Source organism: Pseudomonas paralactis, assembly GCF_001439735.1.
GTDB lineage: Bacteria > Pseudomonadota > Gammaproteobacteria > Pseudomonadales > Pseudomonadaceae > Aquipseudomonas > Aquipseudomonas paralactis.
Genome location: NZ_JYLN01000006.1, coordinates 172637 through 189468 on the forward strand (window position 1 = coordinate 172637; position 16832 = coordinate 189468).

19 protein-coding genes are annotated in these 16832 nt (G+C 61.0%); 14 read left to right on the plus strand and 5 right to left on the minus strand.

Annotated elements, in window-relative coordinates; translation table 11 throughout:
- The first annotated feature begins 82 nt into the window (after positions 1-82).
- From TX23_RS28485 to TX23_RS16995, 4 genes are all read left to right on the plus strand, one after another.
- Positions 83-727, plus strand: a complete 645-nt coding sequence (locus TX23_RS28485; RefSeq protein ID WP_244885963.1) for a hypothetical protein — start codon at positions 83-85, stop codon at positions 725-727.
- A gap of 112 nt (positions 728-839) precedes the next feature.
- Positions 840-2189 (plus strand): UDP-N-acetylmuramate:L-alanyl-gamma-D-glutamyl-meso-diaminopimelate ligase, encoded by a 1350-nt coding sequence (gene mpl / locus TX23_RS16985; protein WP_057703196.1) that lies wholly within the window; start codon positions 840-842, stop codon positions 2187-2189.
- On the plus strand, positions 2186-2815 hold the full coding sequence (gene ubiX, locus TX23_RS16990; RefSeq protein ID WP_057703197.1) for a flavin prenyltransferase UbiX: 630 nt from the start codon (positions 2186-2188) through the stop codon (positions 2813-2815). Before mpl ends, ubiX begins: the two co-directional genes overlap by 4 nt.
- Positions 2808-3092 carry a YceK/YidQ family lipoprotein gene (locus TX23_RS16995; RefSeq protein ID WP_057703198.1) on the plus strand — a complete coding sequence of 95 codons (285 nt, stop codon included), beginning with the start codon at positions 2808-2810 and terminating at the stop codon, positions 3090-3092. Before ubiX ends, TX23_RS16995 begins: the two co-directional genes overlap by 8 nt.
- Positions 3093-3250: 158 nt before the next feature.
- Here TX23_RS16995 and TX23_RS17000 read toward each other — a convergent pair whose 3' ends face one another.
- The 3 genes from TX23_RS17000 to TX23_RS17010 form a co-directional block, all read right to left on the minus strand.
- Complete coding sequence (locus TX23_RS17000; protein WP_057703199.1) at positions 3251-3892, minus strand: oxidoreductase; 642 nt, start codon at positions 3890-3892, stop codon at positions 3251-3253.
- A gap of 29 nt (positions 3893-3921) precedes the next feature.
- Entirely contained in the window at positions 3922-5640 is a 1719-nt protein-coding gene (locus tag TX23_RS17005; RefSeq protein ID WP_057703200.1) for a C13 family peptidase, read from the minus strand.
- Positions 5641-5888: 248 nt separating this feature from the next.
- Positions 5889-6344 carry a MaoC family dehydratase gene (locus TX23_RS17010; protein WP_005791783.1) on the minus strand — a complete coding sequence of 152 codons (456 nt, stop codon included), beginning with the start codon at positions 6342-6344 and terminating at the stop codon, positions 5889-5891.
- A gap of 184 nt (positions 6345-6528) precedes the next feature.
- Between TX23_RS17010 and TX23_RS17015 the strand changes: the two genes are divergently transcribed.
- The 4 genes from TX23_RS17015 to TX23_RS17030 all read left to right on the plus strand — a co-directional run bounded on the left by TX23_RS17015 (position 6529) and on the right by TX23_RS17030 (position 8523).
- Positions 6529-6882, plus strand: a complete 354-nt coding sequence (locus TX23_RS17015) for a CidA/LrgA family protein (protein WP_005791782.1) — start codon at positions 6529-6531, stop codon at positions 6880-6882.
- Positions 6879-7595 (plus strand): LrgB family protein, encoded by a 717-nt coding sequence (locus tag TX23_RS17020; RefSeq protein ID WP_057703201.1) that lies wholly within the window; start codon positions 6879-6881, stop codon positions 7593-7595. Before TX23_RS17015 ends, TX23_RS17020 begins: the two co-directional genes overlap by 4 nt.
- A gap of 22 nt (positions 7596-7617) precedes the next feature.
- The gene (locus tag TX23_RS17025) at positions 7618-8208 is read left to right on the plus strand and encodes an LON peptidase substrate-binding domain-containing protein (RefSeq protein ID WP_057703202.1); all 591 of its coding nucleotides are present in this window, start codon (positions 7618-7620) and stop codon (positions 8206-8208) included.
- 99 nt (positions 8209-8307) lie between these two features.
- The gene (locus tag TX23_RS17030) at positions 8308-8523 is read left to right on the plus strand and encodes a hypothetical protein (RefSeq protein WP_057703347.1); all 216 of its coding nucleotides are present in this window, start codon (positions 8308-8310) and stop codon (positions 8521-8523) included.
- Here TX23_RS17030 and TX23_RS17035 read toward each other — a convergent pair.
- Complete coding sequence (locus TX23_RS17035; RefSeq protein WP_057703203.1) at positions 8517-9833, minus strand: bifunctional DedA family/phosphatase PAP2 family protein; 1317 nt, start codon at positions 9831-9833, stop codon at positions 8517-8519. The two genes, TX23_RS17030 and TX23_RS17035, sit on opposite strands and share 7 nt — an antisense overlap.
- A 143-nt stretch (positions 9834-9976) precedes the next feature.
- A complete protein-coding gene (locus TX23_RS17040; RefSeq protein ID WP_057703204.1) occupies positions 9977-10660 on the minus strand; it encodes a DNA-3-methyladenine glycosylase in 684 nt (227 codons plus the stop codon).
- A gap of 174 nt (positions 10661-10834) precedes the next feature.
- Between TX23_RS17040 and TX23_RS17045 the strand changes: the two genes are divergently transcribed.
- The 6 genes from TX23_RS17045 (at position 10835) to rodA (ending at position 16831) form a co-directional block, all read left to right on the plus strand.
- On the plus strand, positions 10835-12100 hold the full coding sequence (locus TX23_RS17045) for a glutamate-5-semialdehyde dehydrogenase (protein WP_057703205.1): 1266 nt from the start codon (positions 10835-10837) through the stop codon (positions 12098-12100).
- Positions 12100-12744 carry a nicotinate-nucleotide adenylyltransferase gene (gene nadD / locus TX23_RS17050; RefSeq protein WP_057703206.1) on the plus strand — a complete coding sequence of 215 codons (645 nt, stop codon included), beginning with the start codon at positions 12100-12102 and terminating at the stop codon, positions 12742-12744. The genes TX23_RS17045 and nadD overlap by 1 nt, the downstream gene beginning before the upstream one ends.
- Before the next feature lie 66 nt (positions 12745-12810).
- The gene (gene rsfS / locus TX23_RS17055) at positions 12811-13305 is read left to right on the plus strand and encodes a ribosome silencing factor (protein ID WP_003176298.1); all 495 of its coding nucleotides are present in this window, start codon (positions 12811-12813) and stop codon (positions 13303-13305) included.
- A gap of 9 nt (positions 13306-13314) precedes the next feature.
- Positions 13315-13782, plus strand: a complete 468-nt coding sequence (gene rlmH / locus TX23_RS17060) for a 23S rRNA (pseudouridine(1915)-N(3))-methyltransferase RlmH (protein WP_003176297.1) — start codon at positions 13315-13317, stop codon at positions 13780-13782.
- A 15-nt stretch (positions 13783-13797) separates the two neighbouring features.
- The gene (mrdA, locus tag TX23_RS17065) at positions 13798-15696 is read left to right on the plus strand and encodes a penicillin-binding protein 2 (RefSeq protein WP_057703207.1); all 1899 of its coding nucleotides are present in this window, start codon (positions 13798-13800) and stop codon (positions 15694-15696) included.
- A 31-nt stretch (positions 15697-15727) separates the two neighbouring features.
- On the plus strand, positions 15728-16831 hold the full coding sequence (gene rodA, locus TX23_RS17070; protein ID WP_057703348.1) for a rod shape-determining protein RodA: 1104 nt from the start codon (positions 15728-15730) through the stop codon (positions 16829-16831).
- The last annotated feature ends 1 nt before the right edge of the window (position 16832 follow it).

The following is a 16832-nucleotide window of genomic DNA, read 5'->3' on the forward strand; positions in this document are numbered from 1 at the left end:
AGCATTGGCGACCAAAAGTCCTCAGTCGTCCCCGGCGGATAAGCCTGTCACGGTAAAACCGTTGGACCCTCCGACAGTCAGCGTGGCGGACGTCACCCAGCGGCTGATGGATGCCGACAAGCTGGTCAAGGCAGGCGTTATTTCCACCTCGCCATCGACAGGCAAGGTGGTCAAGGATGCCTTCATCACCGCAGGCGTCAACGGAGTGGTCAGTGCGCCCATCAATGTGGGCGCTTATGCCGGGTCGGTGGCTGCTGGCGAGGCAATCAAGGGGCAATACGTGCCGGCGGCCTTGCCCCCTGCGCACCTGCCGGGTGCTGCAAAGCCCGAATCGTCGCCCACCACTGACACGGCTGCGCCACAGACGTCGGCCACGCCCCGTCTTGATCGAGTTGAACGCCTGGTGCTCCAGTTTGCCGATGTCATGGCCACGCTGCCGTCGGCAAGCGACGAAGAAAGGCGCGCCATGGAAGAGGCCGTGCCCAAGGAACGCGGGGCTCGATTAAGTCATCTTGAGCGGCGCCTGAGCCTGTCCGAGCCGCACATGAAGCAAGTGGCAGAGAACCGCGGCATTATTTTCAAACCTTACGCACAATCCGAAGCGCCCCCTGTAAAAGGTGGCCGCCTGGGGTCGATTGAGCACCGTTATCACGCGCTGGAGCAGGCTGCCGAGAAAATCATTCTTTTGGATGGTGCTAAAGCCAAAGATGCCGGGTCCGCAATTTAATAAAGCAATTCCTTTGCCCGCCGGATCCTACCGGCGGGCGTTTCGCCTTCAGCTAAAGCGTGCGAACTTTCCCACCCTACGCTAACCTGCCTCGATGTTTACGAGGTCAACTATGCACATTCATATTCTGGGTATCTGCGGCACGTTCATGGGTTCGATGGCGGTTCTGGCCAAAGAGCTGGGCCATCACGTTACGGGCTCCGATGCCAACGTCTATCCGCCCATGAGCACGCAGCTGCAGGCGCAAGGTATCGAGCTGACCCAAGGTTACGACCCCTCGCAATTCGACCCGGTGCCGGATCTGGTCGTGATCGGCAACGCCATGTCCCGCGGCAACCCAGCGGTCGAGTACGTGCTCAATAAAGGTTTGCCTTACGTCTCTGGCCCTCAGTGGCTGGCTGATCACGTGTTGCAAGGTCGTTGGGTATTGGCGGTGGCCGGCACTCACGGCAAGACCACCACCAGCAGTATGCTCGCCTGGGTACTGGAACACGCGGGCATGAGCCCGGGCTTCCTGATCGGCGGTGTGCCGCAGAATTTCTCGGTGTCGGCGCGCCTGGGCGAAACGCCGTTTTTTGTGATCGAGGCCGATGAATACGACAGCGCCTTTTTCGACAAGCGTTCCAAGTTTGTCCACTACCGCCCGCGCACCGCGATCCTGAACAATCTTGAGTTCGATCATGCGGACATCTTCCCGGACCTTCCGGCGATTGAGCGGCAGTTCCACCACTTGGTGCGTACCATCCCGAGTGAAGGTCTGGTCATCCACCCGACCACCGAGCCGGCTTTGCAGCGCGTGATCGACATGGGCTGCTGGACACCGGTGCAGACCACCGGTGTGGGCGGGCAATGGCAGGTCAAGTTGCTCAGCGAAGATGGCTCCCGATTTGAAGTGCTGTTCGATGGCCAGGCCCAAGGCATCGTGGAGTGGGATATGACCGGCCAGCACAATGTGGCTAACGCGCTGGTAACCCTGGCGGCTGCCCGACATGTCGGTGTGGTGCCGGCCATGGGTATCGCTGCCTTGAGTGCGTTCAAAAGCGTTAAGCGGCGCATGGAAAAAGTCGCCGACGTGAACGGGATTACCATTTACGACGACTTTGCCCACCATCCAACAGCCATTGCCACTACGCTTGATGGCCTGCGCAAGCGCGTGGGTGATGCCCAAATCATTGCGATCGTCGAACCGCGCTCCAACTCCATGAAGCTGGGGGCGCACCGCGATGGCCTGCCGGAAAGCGTCAACGACGCCGACCAGGTGGTTTGGTATGCGCCTGCCAACCTTGGCTGGGACCTGCCGGGGATTGCTGCGTTGTGCACCGTGCCTTCGACTGTGTGTGATTCGCTGGAAGGCATCATTGAGCATGTGAAGCACTTGGCCAAGCCCGGCACCCATGTGGTGGTGATGAGCAACGGCGGCTTCGGCGGCTTGCACGGCAAGCTGGCCGAGGCGCTGAAATGAGCGGCCCGGAACGTATCACCCTGGCAATGACTGGCGCATCCGGTGCGCCCTATGGATTGCGGCTGCTGGATTGCCTGGTGCGTGAAGACCGTGAGGTGCATTTCCTGATCTCCAAGGCCGCACAGTTGGTGTTGGCGACCGAGACGGACGTGCAGTTGCCGGCCAAGGTGCAGATGATGCAAGCGTTCCTCACCGAATACACCGGTGCGGCGGCGGGGCAGATCAAGGTCTATGGCAAAGAAGACTGGATGTCACCCGTGGCTTCGGGCTCCGGTGCGCCGGCGGCGATGGTGGTGGTGCCATGCTCCACCGGCACCCTGTCGGCGATTGCCACGGGCGCCTGCAACAACCTGATCGAACGGGCGGCGGATGTGACCTTGAAGGAGCGCCGCCAGCTGATCCTGGTGCCGCGCGAAGCGCCGTATTCGAGCATTCACCTGGAGCACATGCTGAAGTTGTCGAACATGGGCGTGACCATTTTGCCTGCGTCGCCGGGTTTCTATCACCAGCCGCAGACCATCGATGACCTGGTGGATTTTGTGGTGGCGCGCATTCTCAACCTGTTGAACATTCCCCAGGACATGCTGCCGCGTTGGGGCGAGCACCATTTGAGCATTGATGAATAAAGTGCTGCTGGTGTTACTGGCGTTGCACCTGACGGGCTGCGCCACGGCGCGCACGCTGGATGCCGCGCAACCGGGCGCGCCGGTGGTGTATGCCGGCACACGCCTGGATTTGTACGCGATCAATGGTGGCTGCTGTGCCAAGGACCGCTTTGGCGCCGAGGCCCCGAGCTCTCCCCATCTCGACCTGCCCGCCAGCGCGTTGCTCGATACCTTATTGTTGCCACTGTCGGTGTTGACGGTGCTGGGTGTGGGCTTCAACGCCACGGGCGGGCTGTAAGTTAGTGGCTGCCTGGGCCGGCCCCATCGCGGGCAAGCCCGGCTCCCACAGGGGATCGCATTCCAGATAGGAGGGCTGCAGATCATTCTTACTGGGGAATGCATTTCAAGTGTGGGAGCTGGCTTGCCTGCGATGAGGCCAGTACAAGCCCTGCAGCATTACTTACCGAGCTTGCGCAACTCGTCCGATTCCACCACCCGCACGCCATCCTGTTCTTCCAGCGCCAGGCGCCACATGGCGCGGGCCAGTTCGCAGACTTCAATACCGTGGTACTTACCGGGAATCAGCCGTGACAGCGGCCCGGCCAACTGCTCGGCCAGACGCGGTTCCAGCCGCTCCCCCAGCAGCAAGGAAGGCCGCACGATGGTCAGTTGCGGCCAGTCCTGGGCTTTCAGCGCCTGCTCCATTTCGCCCTTGACCCGGTTATAGAACACCGAGGATTTCGGGTCGGCGCCGATCGCACTGATCACGATCAAATGGCGCGCACCCAGTTCCCGCGCACGCTTGGCGAAGGCCACCACCATGTCCAGATCGACCGCACGGAACGCCGATTCCGAACCGGCTTTCTTGATCGTGGTACCCAGGCAGCAGAAGGCAATATCCACTCGGCCGCTCAGTTGCGGCAGGAACACCGCCGGGTCGCCCACCGGGTTTTCCAGGCGTGGGTGTTCAGCCAGTGGCTTGCGGCTCGGCGCCAGTACACGGGTCACGGTGGGTTCGTTGAGCAGGCGGTCGAGCAGGTGTTCGCCGGTGAGGCCAGAGGCCCCGGCCAGCAAGATATGCTGCGGTGTCAGGTACATGGTGTTTCCCCCTCGTTACACGTTACAGCTTAGTTGCCTTTGGCTTCCTTGCTATTCATTGAGACGCTTTCGAGCGCCTTTCGTGCCTGCTGTTTACGTAATAATTGCCAATGGGCGATCACGCCTTTGGGCGCCCAGATCTGCGGTTCGGAGGCTTCGAAGTTGTCCGCCTGTTCGCGTTCGGCCACATGCCGTTGTGCCAGTTTGAACGCGTTTTGCAAATCGTCCGTCTGGTTGAAAGCTTGTGCGAAAAGGGCATCGCCAAAGTAGGTAAAGTCTGCTTCCTCTGAACAACCGAAGGATACGCGATCCGCACGGGAGGCAGTCATGATCAGCGTGCGCTCATCTTTGAGGGCTGGAATGAAACCGCCGGAGTAGCACGCGGAAATCACGATGATCTTGTCGCGGTTTTTCAAGGGGGCCAGCACGGCGGCCAGCTCATCGGCGGGCAGGTCGGCCAGTTCCATGCGCGGCTGGTCGAGCACCAGTTCGTGTTCGTGGGTGCCGTGGCTGGTCAGGTAGATGAACACCAGGTCTTCGGAGCCGGTACGCTCGGCCAGGGTTTGTACGGAACGCCGCAGGCTTTCACGGGTGGCCAGCGGACGGTCGGCGACATGGTCACGATGGTTGACCAGGCGGACCTGTCCACGTGCGCCGAAGCGGGTGGTGAGCAGGTTGCTGACGTAATCGGCTTCGCGCAGGAACACGCTTTGTTTGCCGTCGCCGGCCAACGCCAAGGTGTAAAGCTCGACGGCAGGTGTCGAGGGCGGAACAGCGGCGAGGGCTTCGTCCAACAAGCGGCCTTGGGCCAACAGGCCGGTTTCCAGTGGGTCAGGCAACAACTTGCCATCGGCATCGCGCACGCGCAGGCCATTGACCCAGGTGCCGGCCTGCACGGTGCCGTCGGTGAGCACCAGGGTGCCACGCCCCTGATAGTTATCACTGTCGAAGCCCCCGATATAGAAGCTGCCATCGGTGAGGTTCAGGCGCCCCTCACCGGTAAAGCGCCAGTCAGTGAATTGACCGACGTAGTGGCTGCCATCGGCGCCAATCAATTCGCCTTTGCCGCTGAGTGCGCCTTCCTTGAACTGACCGATCCAAACGTCGCCGTCGGCGTTTTCATAGCGGCCTTTGCCGTTGAGTTGGTTCTGCTTGAATTGGCCGACATAGATATCGCCCTCGGCGCTGTTGAAGGTGCCATTGCCTTCCAGTTGGCCGTCGACAAAGTGGCCGCTGAACTGATTGCCGCTGTCGTCATTGCGCTGGCCTTCGCCGTTGGGCTTGCCATGGGCAAATTGGCCCTGGTATTGGCTGCCATCGGCTAATTCCAGGCGACCGAGGCCCGCGTACTGGTCATCCTTGAACTCGCCGCGATAGGTCATCTGCCCCTCTTTGAGGGTGCCTTCGCCATTGCGTCGACCGTTCTTGAAGCTGCCGACATAGCTGCTGCCTGCAGTGGTCAGGCTGCCCTGGCCATCAAACAGGCCCTGCTGGAACTGGCCTTTATAGACTTCGCCATTGCTGCCATGCCATTCGCCCTGGCCGTGCCACTGGCCTTTATCGAACTGGCCGGCGTACCAACTGCCGTTGGGGTAGTCCACGCGGCCCTGGCCTTGCAGCAAACCGTTGACCACATCGCCTCGGTAGCGGCCGCCATCGGGCAGGCGCGCATCGGGCGGCAACAGCGATTCGCCGTCTCCGCAAGCGGTGAGCAACAGGGCAAGGGCAAGGGGAGCGAGTGGGCGCATAGCGGGATCCGGATAATTGAGCGCCGAGTATGCCGTAGCCGGGGTGCCGAACCTAGTGGTCTATGCGCAGGATCTACCACCTGTAGGAGCGGGCTTGAACTACTGCCGGCCAGTTAAGAGGGCGACCTGTGGCGAGGGAGCTTGCTCCCGCTGGGGCGCGAAGCGCCCCCAAAAGATAGGACTGCTGCGCAGTCCAGCGGGAGCAAGCTCCCTCGCCACAGTTACCGTGTCAGGCCCGTTTGTGGTGGTTATACGAAGCAGAGTGACAGCGACTCGGCAATGTAGGCAGGTTTCTCCTGGCCTTCGATTTCCAGGGTGGCGGTGGCCTTGAACAGCCATTGGCCCGGTTTTTTCTCGGTGACGTCGGTGAGCGTGACGTTCAGGCGCACTTTGGAGTCGACTTTCACCGGCTGGATAAAGCGCACGCTGTCCAGGCCGTAGTTGACGGCCATTTTCAAGCCTTCGGGCATGATCAGGATGTCTTCCATCAGCTTGGGCATCAGGGACAGCGACAAAAAGCCGTGAGCGATGGTACTGCCGAACGGGGTTTGCGCGGCCTTGACCGGGTCGACGTGGATGAACTGATGATCGCCGGTCGCCTCTGCGAACAGGTTGATGCGCGCCTGGTCGATGGTGAGCCATTCGGAACGTCCCAGTTCCTTGCCGACATAATCTTTGAGCTGCGCTACGGGTACATAGGGCATTGCGTCTCTCCTGGGTTCATCATTTTTATCCCCCCGTTGAGAAGGGGCTTTTTATGGCATACAGAGAACCAATGTAGATCATCATGGGCAAATGGCCCGGTCAACCCAACATGCTTTTGGCGAATGCCGGAGCATAGGGCGGTCATGCTTATAATGCGCACAAGCTTTGAGGGGAGAGAGCGGGATGCTGTTACGTGGCCTGACCTGGCTGGTGCTGTTTCAATTGATCGGCACGGCGATCAATCATTTGCTGTTGCCGGTACTGCCGGGGCCGATCATCGGCCTGCTGCTGATGCTGGGTTTTCTGGTCTGGCGCGGTGAAGTCGGCGAACCGCTGAGCCTGGCGGCCGGCAGCCTGTTGCGTTATCTGCCGTTGCTGTTGGTGCCCCCGGCGGTGGGAGTGATGGTCTACGCCAAGGACATTGTCGCGGACTTCTGGGCCATCGTCGGGGCGCTGGTGTTGTCGCTGGTGATCGCCATGGGCTTTGTCGGTGTGCTGATGCAGCAGATGGTCAGGCGCAAGGAGAAGGACCAATGATGCTTGACTGGCACGGCGCCTGGACGGCGGTCATTCATCATCCGTTGTTCGGCATCGGCATCACCCTGGGCGCCTATCAGTTGGTGCTGGCGGGGTACGAGAAAACCCGCTGGATCTTCCTGCAACCGGTGCTGGTGTCGATGTTACTGGTGATCGGCGTGCTGCTCACCTGCGGCCTGAGTTACGCCGAATACCGCGAGAGCACCCAGATCATGGGCATTCTGCTGGGGCCTGCGACGGTGGCCCTGGCGGTCCCGCTTTACCTCAACCTGCGCCGGATTCGCCAATTGTTCTGGCCGATTTTTACTACGCTGGTGATAGGCGGGGTGTTGGCTACCGGTTTGTGCGTGCTGTTGGGGTGGTGGTTTGGTGCCGAGCACCGGGTGTTGATGACCATGGCACCCAAGTCGGTGACGTCGCCGATTGCCATGTTGGTCGCCGAACAGATCGGTGGCGTGGCGGCATTGGCGGCAGTGTTTGTATTGATCACCGGGGTGGTCGGCGCGATGATCGGCCCGGCGTTTCTGTCGCGCCTGGGCGTGCACAGCCCTGAAGCGCGCGGTATGGCGCTGGGCATGACGGCCCACGCGGTTGGCACCTCGGTGGCCCTGCAGGAAAGCGAAGAGTGCGGCGCCTTTGCGGCGCTGGCCATGAGCCTGATGGGCGTGGCGACGGCGGTGTTTCTGCCGTTGGCTGTGTCGGTAATTGTTTAACCCGGGTTTTAAGGAAACCGTTATGAGTCTGGCGCTGTTCCCACTCAACACTGTGCTGTTCCCTGGCTGCACCCTCGACCTGCAGATATTCGAGGCGCGCTACCTGGACATGATCAGCCGCTGTATGAAAAAGGGCGAAAGCTTCGGCGTGGTGTGCATCTTCAATGGTCAGGAAGTGGGCACGGCCCCGGACGGCTATGCGCTGATCGGCTGCGAAGCGTTTATTCGCGACTTCAAGCAGCAGGACAACGGCCTGCTGGGGATTCGTGTCGAGGGTGGCCGCCGTTTCCGCGTACTGGACGTGACGGTGCAGAAAGATCAATTGCTGGTGGCCGAGGTGCAATGGCTGGAGGAGATGCCAGACCGGTCTCTGGAAGAAGAGGATGCCGACTTGCTCGCGTTGCTGGAGGCTCTGGCCGAGCACCCCATGGTAGCTTCGCTGGAAATGAACGCCCATGCCGAAGGCCAGCAGTCCCTCGGCAACCAACTGGCATATCTGCTGCCGTTCACTGACGCCGATAAGGTCGACTTGTTGCAAATTGATGATCCCCAGCAGCGGCTGGATGCCATTCAGATGTTGCTGGATGAGTTGCAGGGTGAGTTGTTCACCTGAGAGAGGGAATTATCTGTAGCCACTTTCAGATTTTGCTTCGTCATTTCAGGCGCGGCGCCTGCAATATTTTCCGGTCACACCATAATGATCGGGAAGACCATGATTCGTCTGACACCATCGGAACAAGTCGCCTGGGACGCGTATTTTGTCAGCGTGACCACGCAATTACTCCAGCAGGACGCCACCCGGGGCGCGGAATTCATCGCCGAGCGCGCTGCCGACATTGCCGACGAGATGCTGTTGGAGCGACGCGAACGTTGCGTTGAGCGTCGCTCTGCTTCAGTGGACTGGATTGGCCCGGCCAAGGGTCAGTAGGCGTACCTGAGCAAGGCGTGGGAGGTGCCGGTGAAGGCGATGAGGCCGAGTACCGCCACCACCGCCGGCAATACCAGCCACCAGGCTTTTTGCGTCATTGCCGGTAATGGGCTGCGGTACTGGATCGCGGTCAGGCTGAACGCGCATACCGTCATGGCCAGTAGCGTGCCTGCGAGGATGTCGCTGGGCCAGTGAGCGCCCAGGTATACCCGCGACAGGGCAATAAATGCGGCGGGTATGCAGCCCAGCAGCATCCAGGTCAGGCGCAGCCTTGTGGGTTGGCCGCGACCGGCCAATACCGCGAGCGCCAGGAAGAAGGCAAAGGCACCGGAGGCATGGCCGCTGGGCATGCTGAAGCTGGTCAGCGGGTCTGTGAGGATTTCCGGGCGGCCGCGGGCGAAGAACAACTTGGTGCCGGTGTTGATCACTGCCGCGCCTGCCAGGGTTGCCCCCACAAACAGCGCGTGACGCCATTGACGTGCCACGAACAGCAGGCCGGTGAACACGGCGCTGGCGAAGAACATTTTCTTGAACTCGCCCAGTTGCGTGATACGCACCATCACCTCGTCCAGCCATGGGCTGCGATGCTCCTGTACCAGGGCGCTCAGGCCCTGGTCGAACTCATTGAGATGCGGGTAGCCGATAAACAGCGCGATCAGCAGGGTCAGGCTGGCACAACCGATCCACAACGTTGCGCGACGATGGGCGCGCAGGCTGCTGTTCAAGCTCAACCCCAACAGCGCCGCCAGGCACGCCGCGACAATTGCCGCTTGCGGCCAGAAACCTTCAGGCAAGGGCAGGCGGAACGCGGCCCCGGCTGCCCAACCAGGCAACAGATACGCCACCGACCAGCCTGCGGCGGCGATCACGCTGACGATCGCAAAGCGCGGGAACGGCATGTCGCACATACCGGCGACCATCGGCAGCATGGGGCGCAATGGCCCGATGAAGCGCCCGACCAGCAGGCTGGCGATGCCGTACTTGTGGAAGTAGGTTTCTGCGCCATCCATCCATTCCGGATGATGGCGCAGGCCCGGCAGGCGCCGAATGTTTTGATGGAAGTGTCGCCCCAGGTAGTAGGAAACCCCGTCGCCCAACAGGCCGCCAAGCAAGCCCAGCAGCAGGGTTTCGCTCAACGACAGCGCGCCGCTGCCGGCCAGCGCGGCAATCGCAAACAGCAATACGGTGCCCGGCACGATCAGCCCGGCAATCGCCAGGCACTCCACGCACGCGACGATAAACACCGCGGCTGCCAGCCATTGTGGGTTGAGGGTCAACCAGCCGGTGATGCTATCGAGCCATTGGCCCATACAATCCACTCCATAATGAGACGGTGAATTTCCACTGTGGGAGCTGGCTTGCCTGCGATGGCTGCGGCATGGCCAGCATGGAAGTTGCCTGGCCCACCGCTAAATCGCAGGCAAGCCAGCTCCCACATGGGATGTGTCGCCCGTTAGATCAAAAAATAATCCCGGCCTTCGACCTGCCCGCGGCGTAGCGGGTTCCGCGTGCAGTACGGCGCATAGCCAGCATCGACGAAGCGGTACATCAAGTGCTCATCGCGTCCGCTGGGGATGCCCAGGCGCGTGGTCTGGATAATCTGCGTGGGCACCTGGCCCACGTCTTCGACATACAGCAGTTCCTGATCGAAGCGCTTGGCGTCCCACATCGGCACTTTCAGTCCCAGTGCCTTGCACAGCAGCGTCTGGCCCGCACACAGTTTTTGCGAGGGGCGTGGGCTGCCATCGGGGTTGGGGTTGTTCAACAGCATCTGCGCCAGGCTCGCCGCGCCGGAAATGTCATCGACCCAGGGATAGGCCGACTTGATCAGCACGGCATTCCCCGGGCCATGGGCGCTGAAGTTCAGCGAATCGCCGCCACGGGCGTAGTACATATAGATATGGCCGCCATCCAGAAACAAAGCCTTACGCTTTTCTGTGTAACCCAGGGACGCATGGCTGCCTTTTTCGGCCACGTAATAGGCTTCGGTTTCAATAATGCGCGCTGAAAGCCAAAGATCACCGACACGATGGCGAATGACTTTTCCGAGCAGTTCTTGCGCAAGCAGCTGTGCATCGCGGTCGAAGAAGCCGTCGGGCAGGGCGCTTGCGGGGAGTTGGGCAGTAAGACCGGGCATGGCGTTCAGGGTTATTACGGCTAAATGTGACGGAATAATAACAACTCTCACCTTAATTACCGCTGAACCCCGGGTTTTTACAGTTCATTTCGACCATCCGCCCCTCACCGCTGTCAGTCGAGCGGCGTCACAGCTATAATCTGCCGCTTTCCTCTTTGCCAAGACTCCCTGACCATGACTGAGTCCGTTCTTGACTACATGACCCGCCTGGGTCGCGCTGCCCGTCAGGCCTCGCGGTTGATCGCCCGTGCGAGCACTGCGCAGAAGAACCGTGCGCTGCTGGCGGCTGCCGATGCTCTGGATGCTTCGCGCTCCGAGTTGACCGCTGCCAATGAACTGGATTTGGCCAACGGTCGCGCCAATGGCCTGGAACCGGCCTTGCTGGATCGCCTGGCACTCACCCCGGCACGTATCGACGACATGATCGAGGGCCTGCGTCAGGTGGCCAAGCTGCCTGACCCCATCGGTGAAATCCGCGATATGCGCTACCTGCCGTCCGGTATCCAGGTGGGCAAGATGCGCGTGCCCCTGGGCGTGATCGGCATCATCTATGAATCGCGTCCGAACGTGACCATCGACGCCGCGAGCCTGTGCCTGAAGTCGGGCAACGCCACTATCCTGCGTGGTGGTTCCGAGGCGATCAACTCCAACCGTGCTATCGCCGCCTGCATCCAGCAGGGCCTGGCCGTGGCCGAGTTGCCCGCCGAAGTGGTGCAAGTGGTGGAAACCACCGACCGCGCCGCCGTGGGGGCGTTGATCACCATGCCGGAATTCGTCGACGTGATTGTGCCTCGTGGTGGCAAGAGCCTGATTGAGCGGGTCAGCCGCGATGCCAAGGTGCCCGTTATCAAGCACCTGGACGGTGTGTGCCACGTTTTTATCGACATCGCCGCCGACCTCGACAAGGCGATCCGCATTGCCGACAACGCCAAAACTCACCGCTACGCGCCGTGCAACACCATGGAAACCCTGCTGGTGCACGTCGGCATTGCCGAGCGCGTGCTGCCGCCGCTGGCTGCCATCTACCGTGACAAGGGTGTGGAGTTGCGCGGTTGTGAGCGTACCCGTGCGCTGCTCGGCAGCGACGTGATCGAAGCGACTGAACAAGACTGGTACACCGAATACACGGCGCCGATCCTGTCGATTCGCATCGTCGACGACCTGGACCAGGCCATCGAACACATCAACAAATACGGTTCCAAGCACACCGACGCCATCGTGTCCGAGCATTTCAGCGATGCCCGGCGTTTCCTCAATGAAGTGGATTCCGCTTCAGTGATGATCAACGCTTCGACACGCTTTGCCGACGGCTTCGAGTATGGTTTGGGAGCGGAGATCGGTATCTCCACCGACAAGCTCCATGCTCGCGGCCCGGTTGGCCTTGAAGGGCTGACCAGCGAGAAATACGTGGTGTTCGGCGATGGTCATGTGCGCACTTGATGGCTAAACGCATCGGGCTGCTCGGCGGTACTTTCGACCCCGTGCACATTGGCCATTTGCGCAGCGCCCTGGAAGTCGCCGACGCCCTGGCGCTGGACGAGGTGCGGCTGCTGCCCAATTTTCGGCCGCCGCATCGCGATACGCCGCAGGTATCAGCGCAGCAGCGCCTGGAAATGGTGCAAGTTGCCGTAGAGGGCATACAGCCGTTGAAAGTGGACGACCGCGAGCTCAAGCGCGATAAACCGTCCTACACTGTCGACACCCTGGAACTGATGCGCGCCGAGATGGCCGCAGATGACCAGTTATTTATGCTTTTGGGCTGGGACGCATTTTGCGGCCTGCCCTCTTGGCACCGCTGGGAGGAGCTCCTCCAGCATTGCCACATCCTGGTTTTGCAACGCCCGGATGCCGACAGCGAACCGCCGGATGCCTTGCGCAACCTGCTGGCCGCGCGGTCGGTAAGTGACCCCTTGGCCCTGACCGGGCCGAACGGGAATATTGCATTCGTCTGGCAGACCCCGCTTGCGGTGTCCGCCACCCAGATCCGTCAACTGCTGGCCAGCGGTAAGTCGGTACGTTTCCTGGTGCCTGACGCGGTCCTGGCCTACATCGATGCGCACGGGCTTTACCGTGCGTCGAACTGAAAAGGCGCGCTTGAACGCACGAACCGTGCAGCAAGCGCCCGAACATACGAGCAAAACGAGTTTTATATGACGAACAAAGACGTAAGCAAAGTTAAGCGCAAAGGCACCTTCAAAAGCGCACCGCTGCCGGTTGAAGCCCACGTGGGCCCTGAACTGGCTGGCGAAGAGCTGGTGAAAGTGGCCGTGGCCGCTCTGGAAGACGTTAAGGCTCAGGACATTCAGGTGCTGGACGTACGCGACAAGCAAAGCATCACCGACTTCATGATCATCGCCACCGGTACCTCCAACCGCCAGATCGGCGCGATGCTGGACAAGGTTCGCGAAGCCGTCAAAGCCCAGGGCGTGAAACCTTTGGGTGAAGAAGGCAAGGGCGACAGCGACTGGGTACTGCTGGACATGGACGATGTGATCGTTCACATGATGACCTCGAACGCTCGCCAGTTCTACGACCTGGAACGTCTGTGGAAAGGCGCCGAGCAGAGCCGCGCCGCCGATGGCAAGCACCACAGCCCGGAAGTGGGCCACGCGCACTTCGACAAGCTCAACAAAGACCAGGAATAAGGAACGGCTGTGCGCCTGCGTCTGATCGCTGTCGGTTCACGCATGCCCAAGTGGGTGGAAGAAGGCTGGCACGAGTATGCCAAGCGTCTGCCCGCTGAGCTGTCGCTTGAGCTGGTGGAAATACCGCTCAATACCCGGGGCAAGAATGCCGATGTGGCACGCTTTATCCGTCAGGAAGGCGAAGCCATGCTGGCCAAGGTCGGCCCCAACGAGCGCATCGTCACTCTCGAAGTGCACGGCAAGCCCTGGAGCACCGAGCAATTGGCGGTGGAACTGGATCGCTGGCGCCTGGATTCGCGCACGGTCAACTTCATGGTCGGTGGCCCCGAGGGGCTGGCGCCGGAAGTCTGCGCGCGAGCCGATCAGCGCTGGTCGCTGTCGGCGCTGACATTGCCGCACCCGTTGGTAAGGATTCTGATCGGTGAACAGCTGTATCGCGCCTGGACAGTCCTGTCCGGGCACCCTTACCACAAATAGTCTGCGCCGCCCCCGATGACCCAGCCGATCCGCATCAAGGACCACGAGAAAGACGCACGTCTTGTACGCGCGCGGGTGGTGTTCGGTGCGATTTTGGTGGTGGTGTTGATGGGCGTGCTGATTGCGCGCCTGTATTTCCTGCAGGTGATCCAGTACGACTATCACTCCACGTTGTCGGAAAACAACCGGGTGCATGTGCAGCCGATTCCGCCGACCCGTGGGCTGATCTTCGACCGCAACGGTGTGGTGGTTGCGGATAACCGCCCAAGCTTCAGCCTGAGTATGACCCGTGAGCGTTCCGGCGACTGGCAGCAGGTGCTCGATGTGATTGTCGAGGTGCTGCAACTGACGCCGGAAGACCGGGTGATCTTCGAAAAACGCATGAAGCAGGGGCGCCGGCCGTTCGAGCCGGTACCGATCCTGTTCGAGCTGACCGAAGAGCAGATCGCACGAATCGCCGTCAACCAGTTCCGTCTGCCGGGCGTGGAAGTGGTGGCGCAGTTGGTGCGCCACTATCCGCAAGGAGCGCACTTTGCCCACTCGGTCGGCTATATGGGGCGGATCAACGAGAAAGAGCTTAAAACCCTCGATCCGGTCAATTACAGCGGCACCCATCATATCGGCAAGACCGGCATCGAGCGTTTCTACGAGCCCGAGCTGCATGGCCAGGTGGGTTACGAAGAAGTCGAGACCAACGCCCGTGGCCGCGTGTTGCGGGTGCTCAAGCGTACCGACCCGATACCGGGCAAGGACATTGTGCTGAGCCTGGACATCAAGTTGCAGGAAGCGGCCGAGATGGCCCTGGGTGGCCGACGTGGCGCTGTGGTGGCGCTGGACCCGAAAACCGGCGAAGTGCTGGCGATGGTCAGCCAGCCGAGTTTCGATCCTAACCTGTTTGTTACCGGCATCAGCTTCAAGGCCTACGCCGAGTTGCGCGATTCGATCGATCGGCCGCTGTTCAACCGCGTATTGCGTGGCCTGTACCCGCCGGGTTCAACCATCAAGCCGGCGGTGGCGATTGCCGGCCTGGATTCGGGCGTGGTCACGGCCTCCAGCCGGGTCTATGACCCCGGCTATTACATGTTGCCCAACTATGATCACAAATACCGTAACTGGAACCGCTCCGGTGACGGCTATGTCGACCTGGACACCGCGATCATGCGCTCCAACGACACCTATTTTTACGATCTGGCCCACAAGCTGGGGATTGATCGACTGTCTGCCTACATGGGCAAGTTCGGCCTCGGTCAGAAAGTCTCCCTGGACATGTTCGAAGAATCCCCCGGCCTGATGCCGTCGCGGGAATGGAAGCGTGCGACTCGCCGTCAGGCGTGGTTCCCGGGTGAAACCCTGATTCTGGGGATCGGCCAGGGCTATATGCAGGCCACGCCGCTGCAACTGGCCCAGGCCACGGCGCTGGTAGCCAACAAGGGCGTCTGGAACCGGCCGCACCTGGCCAAGACCATCGAAGGCGAAAAGCCGGTGGATGAGAACCCGATTCCCGACATCGTGCTGCGCGACCCGTCCGACTGGGCCAAGGTCAACCACGGCATGCAGCAGGTGATGCACGGCGCACGGGGTACCGCACGCAAGGCGGCTGCCGGCGCGCAATACCGCATCGCCGGCAAGAGTGGTACGGCCCAGGTGGTCGCGATCAAGCAGGGCGAAAAATATGACCGTTCCAAGGTTCAGGAGCGTCACCGCGACCACGCCTTGTTTGTCGGCTTCGCCCCGGCCGACGACCCGAAAATCGTGGTGTCGGTGATGGTCGAGAACGGTGAGTCCGGTTCCGGCGTCGCGGCACCCGTGGTGCGGCAGATCATGGATGCCTGGCTGTTGGCCGAGGATGGCAAGCTCAAGCCCGAATATGGCGGCCCCCCATCAAGCCCCGAGGTTACGGCCCGTGAAGAGTAATTTTGACCGCATCCTCTCCAGCGAGGATGTGATGCGTCGCCGTGCGACGTTGCTGCAACGCATGCACATTGATGGGCCGCTGCTGATCCTGCTGCTGACCTTGGCGGCCGGCAGCCTGTTCGTGCTGTATTCGGCCAGCGGCAAAAACTGGGACCTGCTGATCAAGCAAGCGTCCTCGTTCGGCCTTGGCCTGTTGTCGATGGTGGTGATCGCCCAGCTTGAGCCGCGCTTTATGGCGCGCTGGGTGCCCCTGGGGTATGTCGCCGGCGTGTTGCTGCTGGTGGTGGTGGATGTGATGGGGCACAACGCCATGGGGGCCACGCGCTGGATCAACATTCCGGGGGTGATTCGCTTCCAGCCGTCGGAATTCATGAAGATCCTGATGCCGGCCACCATCGCCTGGTACCTGTCCAAGCGCACCTTGCCGCCACAGCTCAAGCACGTGGGCATCAGCCTGATCCTGATCGGCGTGCCGTTTATTCTGATCGTGCGCCAGCCTGACCTGGGCACCTCGTTGCTGATTCTGGCCGGCGGCGCGTTCGTGCTGTTTATGGGCGGCTTGCGCTGGCGCTGGATTCTCAGCGTGCTGGCTGCCGCCATCCCCGTGGCCGTGGCCATGTGGTTCTTCTTTATGCATGACTACCAGAAGCAGCGGATCCTGACCTTTCTCGACCCGGAGAGCGACCCGTTGGGCACCGGCTGGAACATCATCCAGTCCAAGGCGGCCATCGGTTCCGGCGGTGTATTCGGCAAGGGCTGGTTGCTGGGCACCCAATCCCATCTGGACTTCTTGCCCGAGAGCCATACCGACTTCATCATCGCGGTGATGGGCGAAGAGTTCGGCCTGGTGGGCATTTGCGCACTGTTGTTGATCTATCTGCTGTTGATTGGTCGCGGCCTGGTGATCACGGCTCAGGCGCAGACGCTGTTCGGTAAATTGCTTGCCGGCAGCCTGACCATGACTTTTTTTGTTTACGTTTTCGTCAACATCGGTATGGTCAGTGGCCTGCTGCCGGTGGTTGGGGTGCCGTTGCCATTCATTAGCTACGGCGGAACTTCGCTGGTGACATTGCTGTCAGCGTTTGGGGTTTTGATGTCGATTCATACGCATCGCAAGTGGATCGCACAGGTTTGAA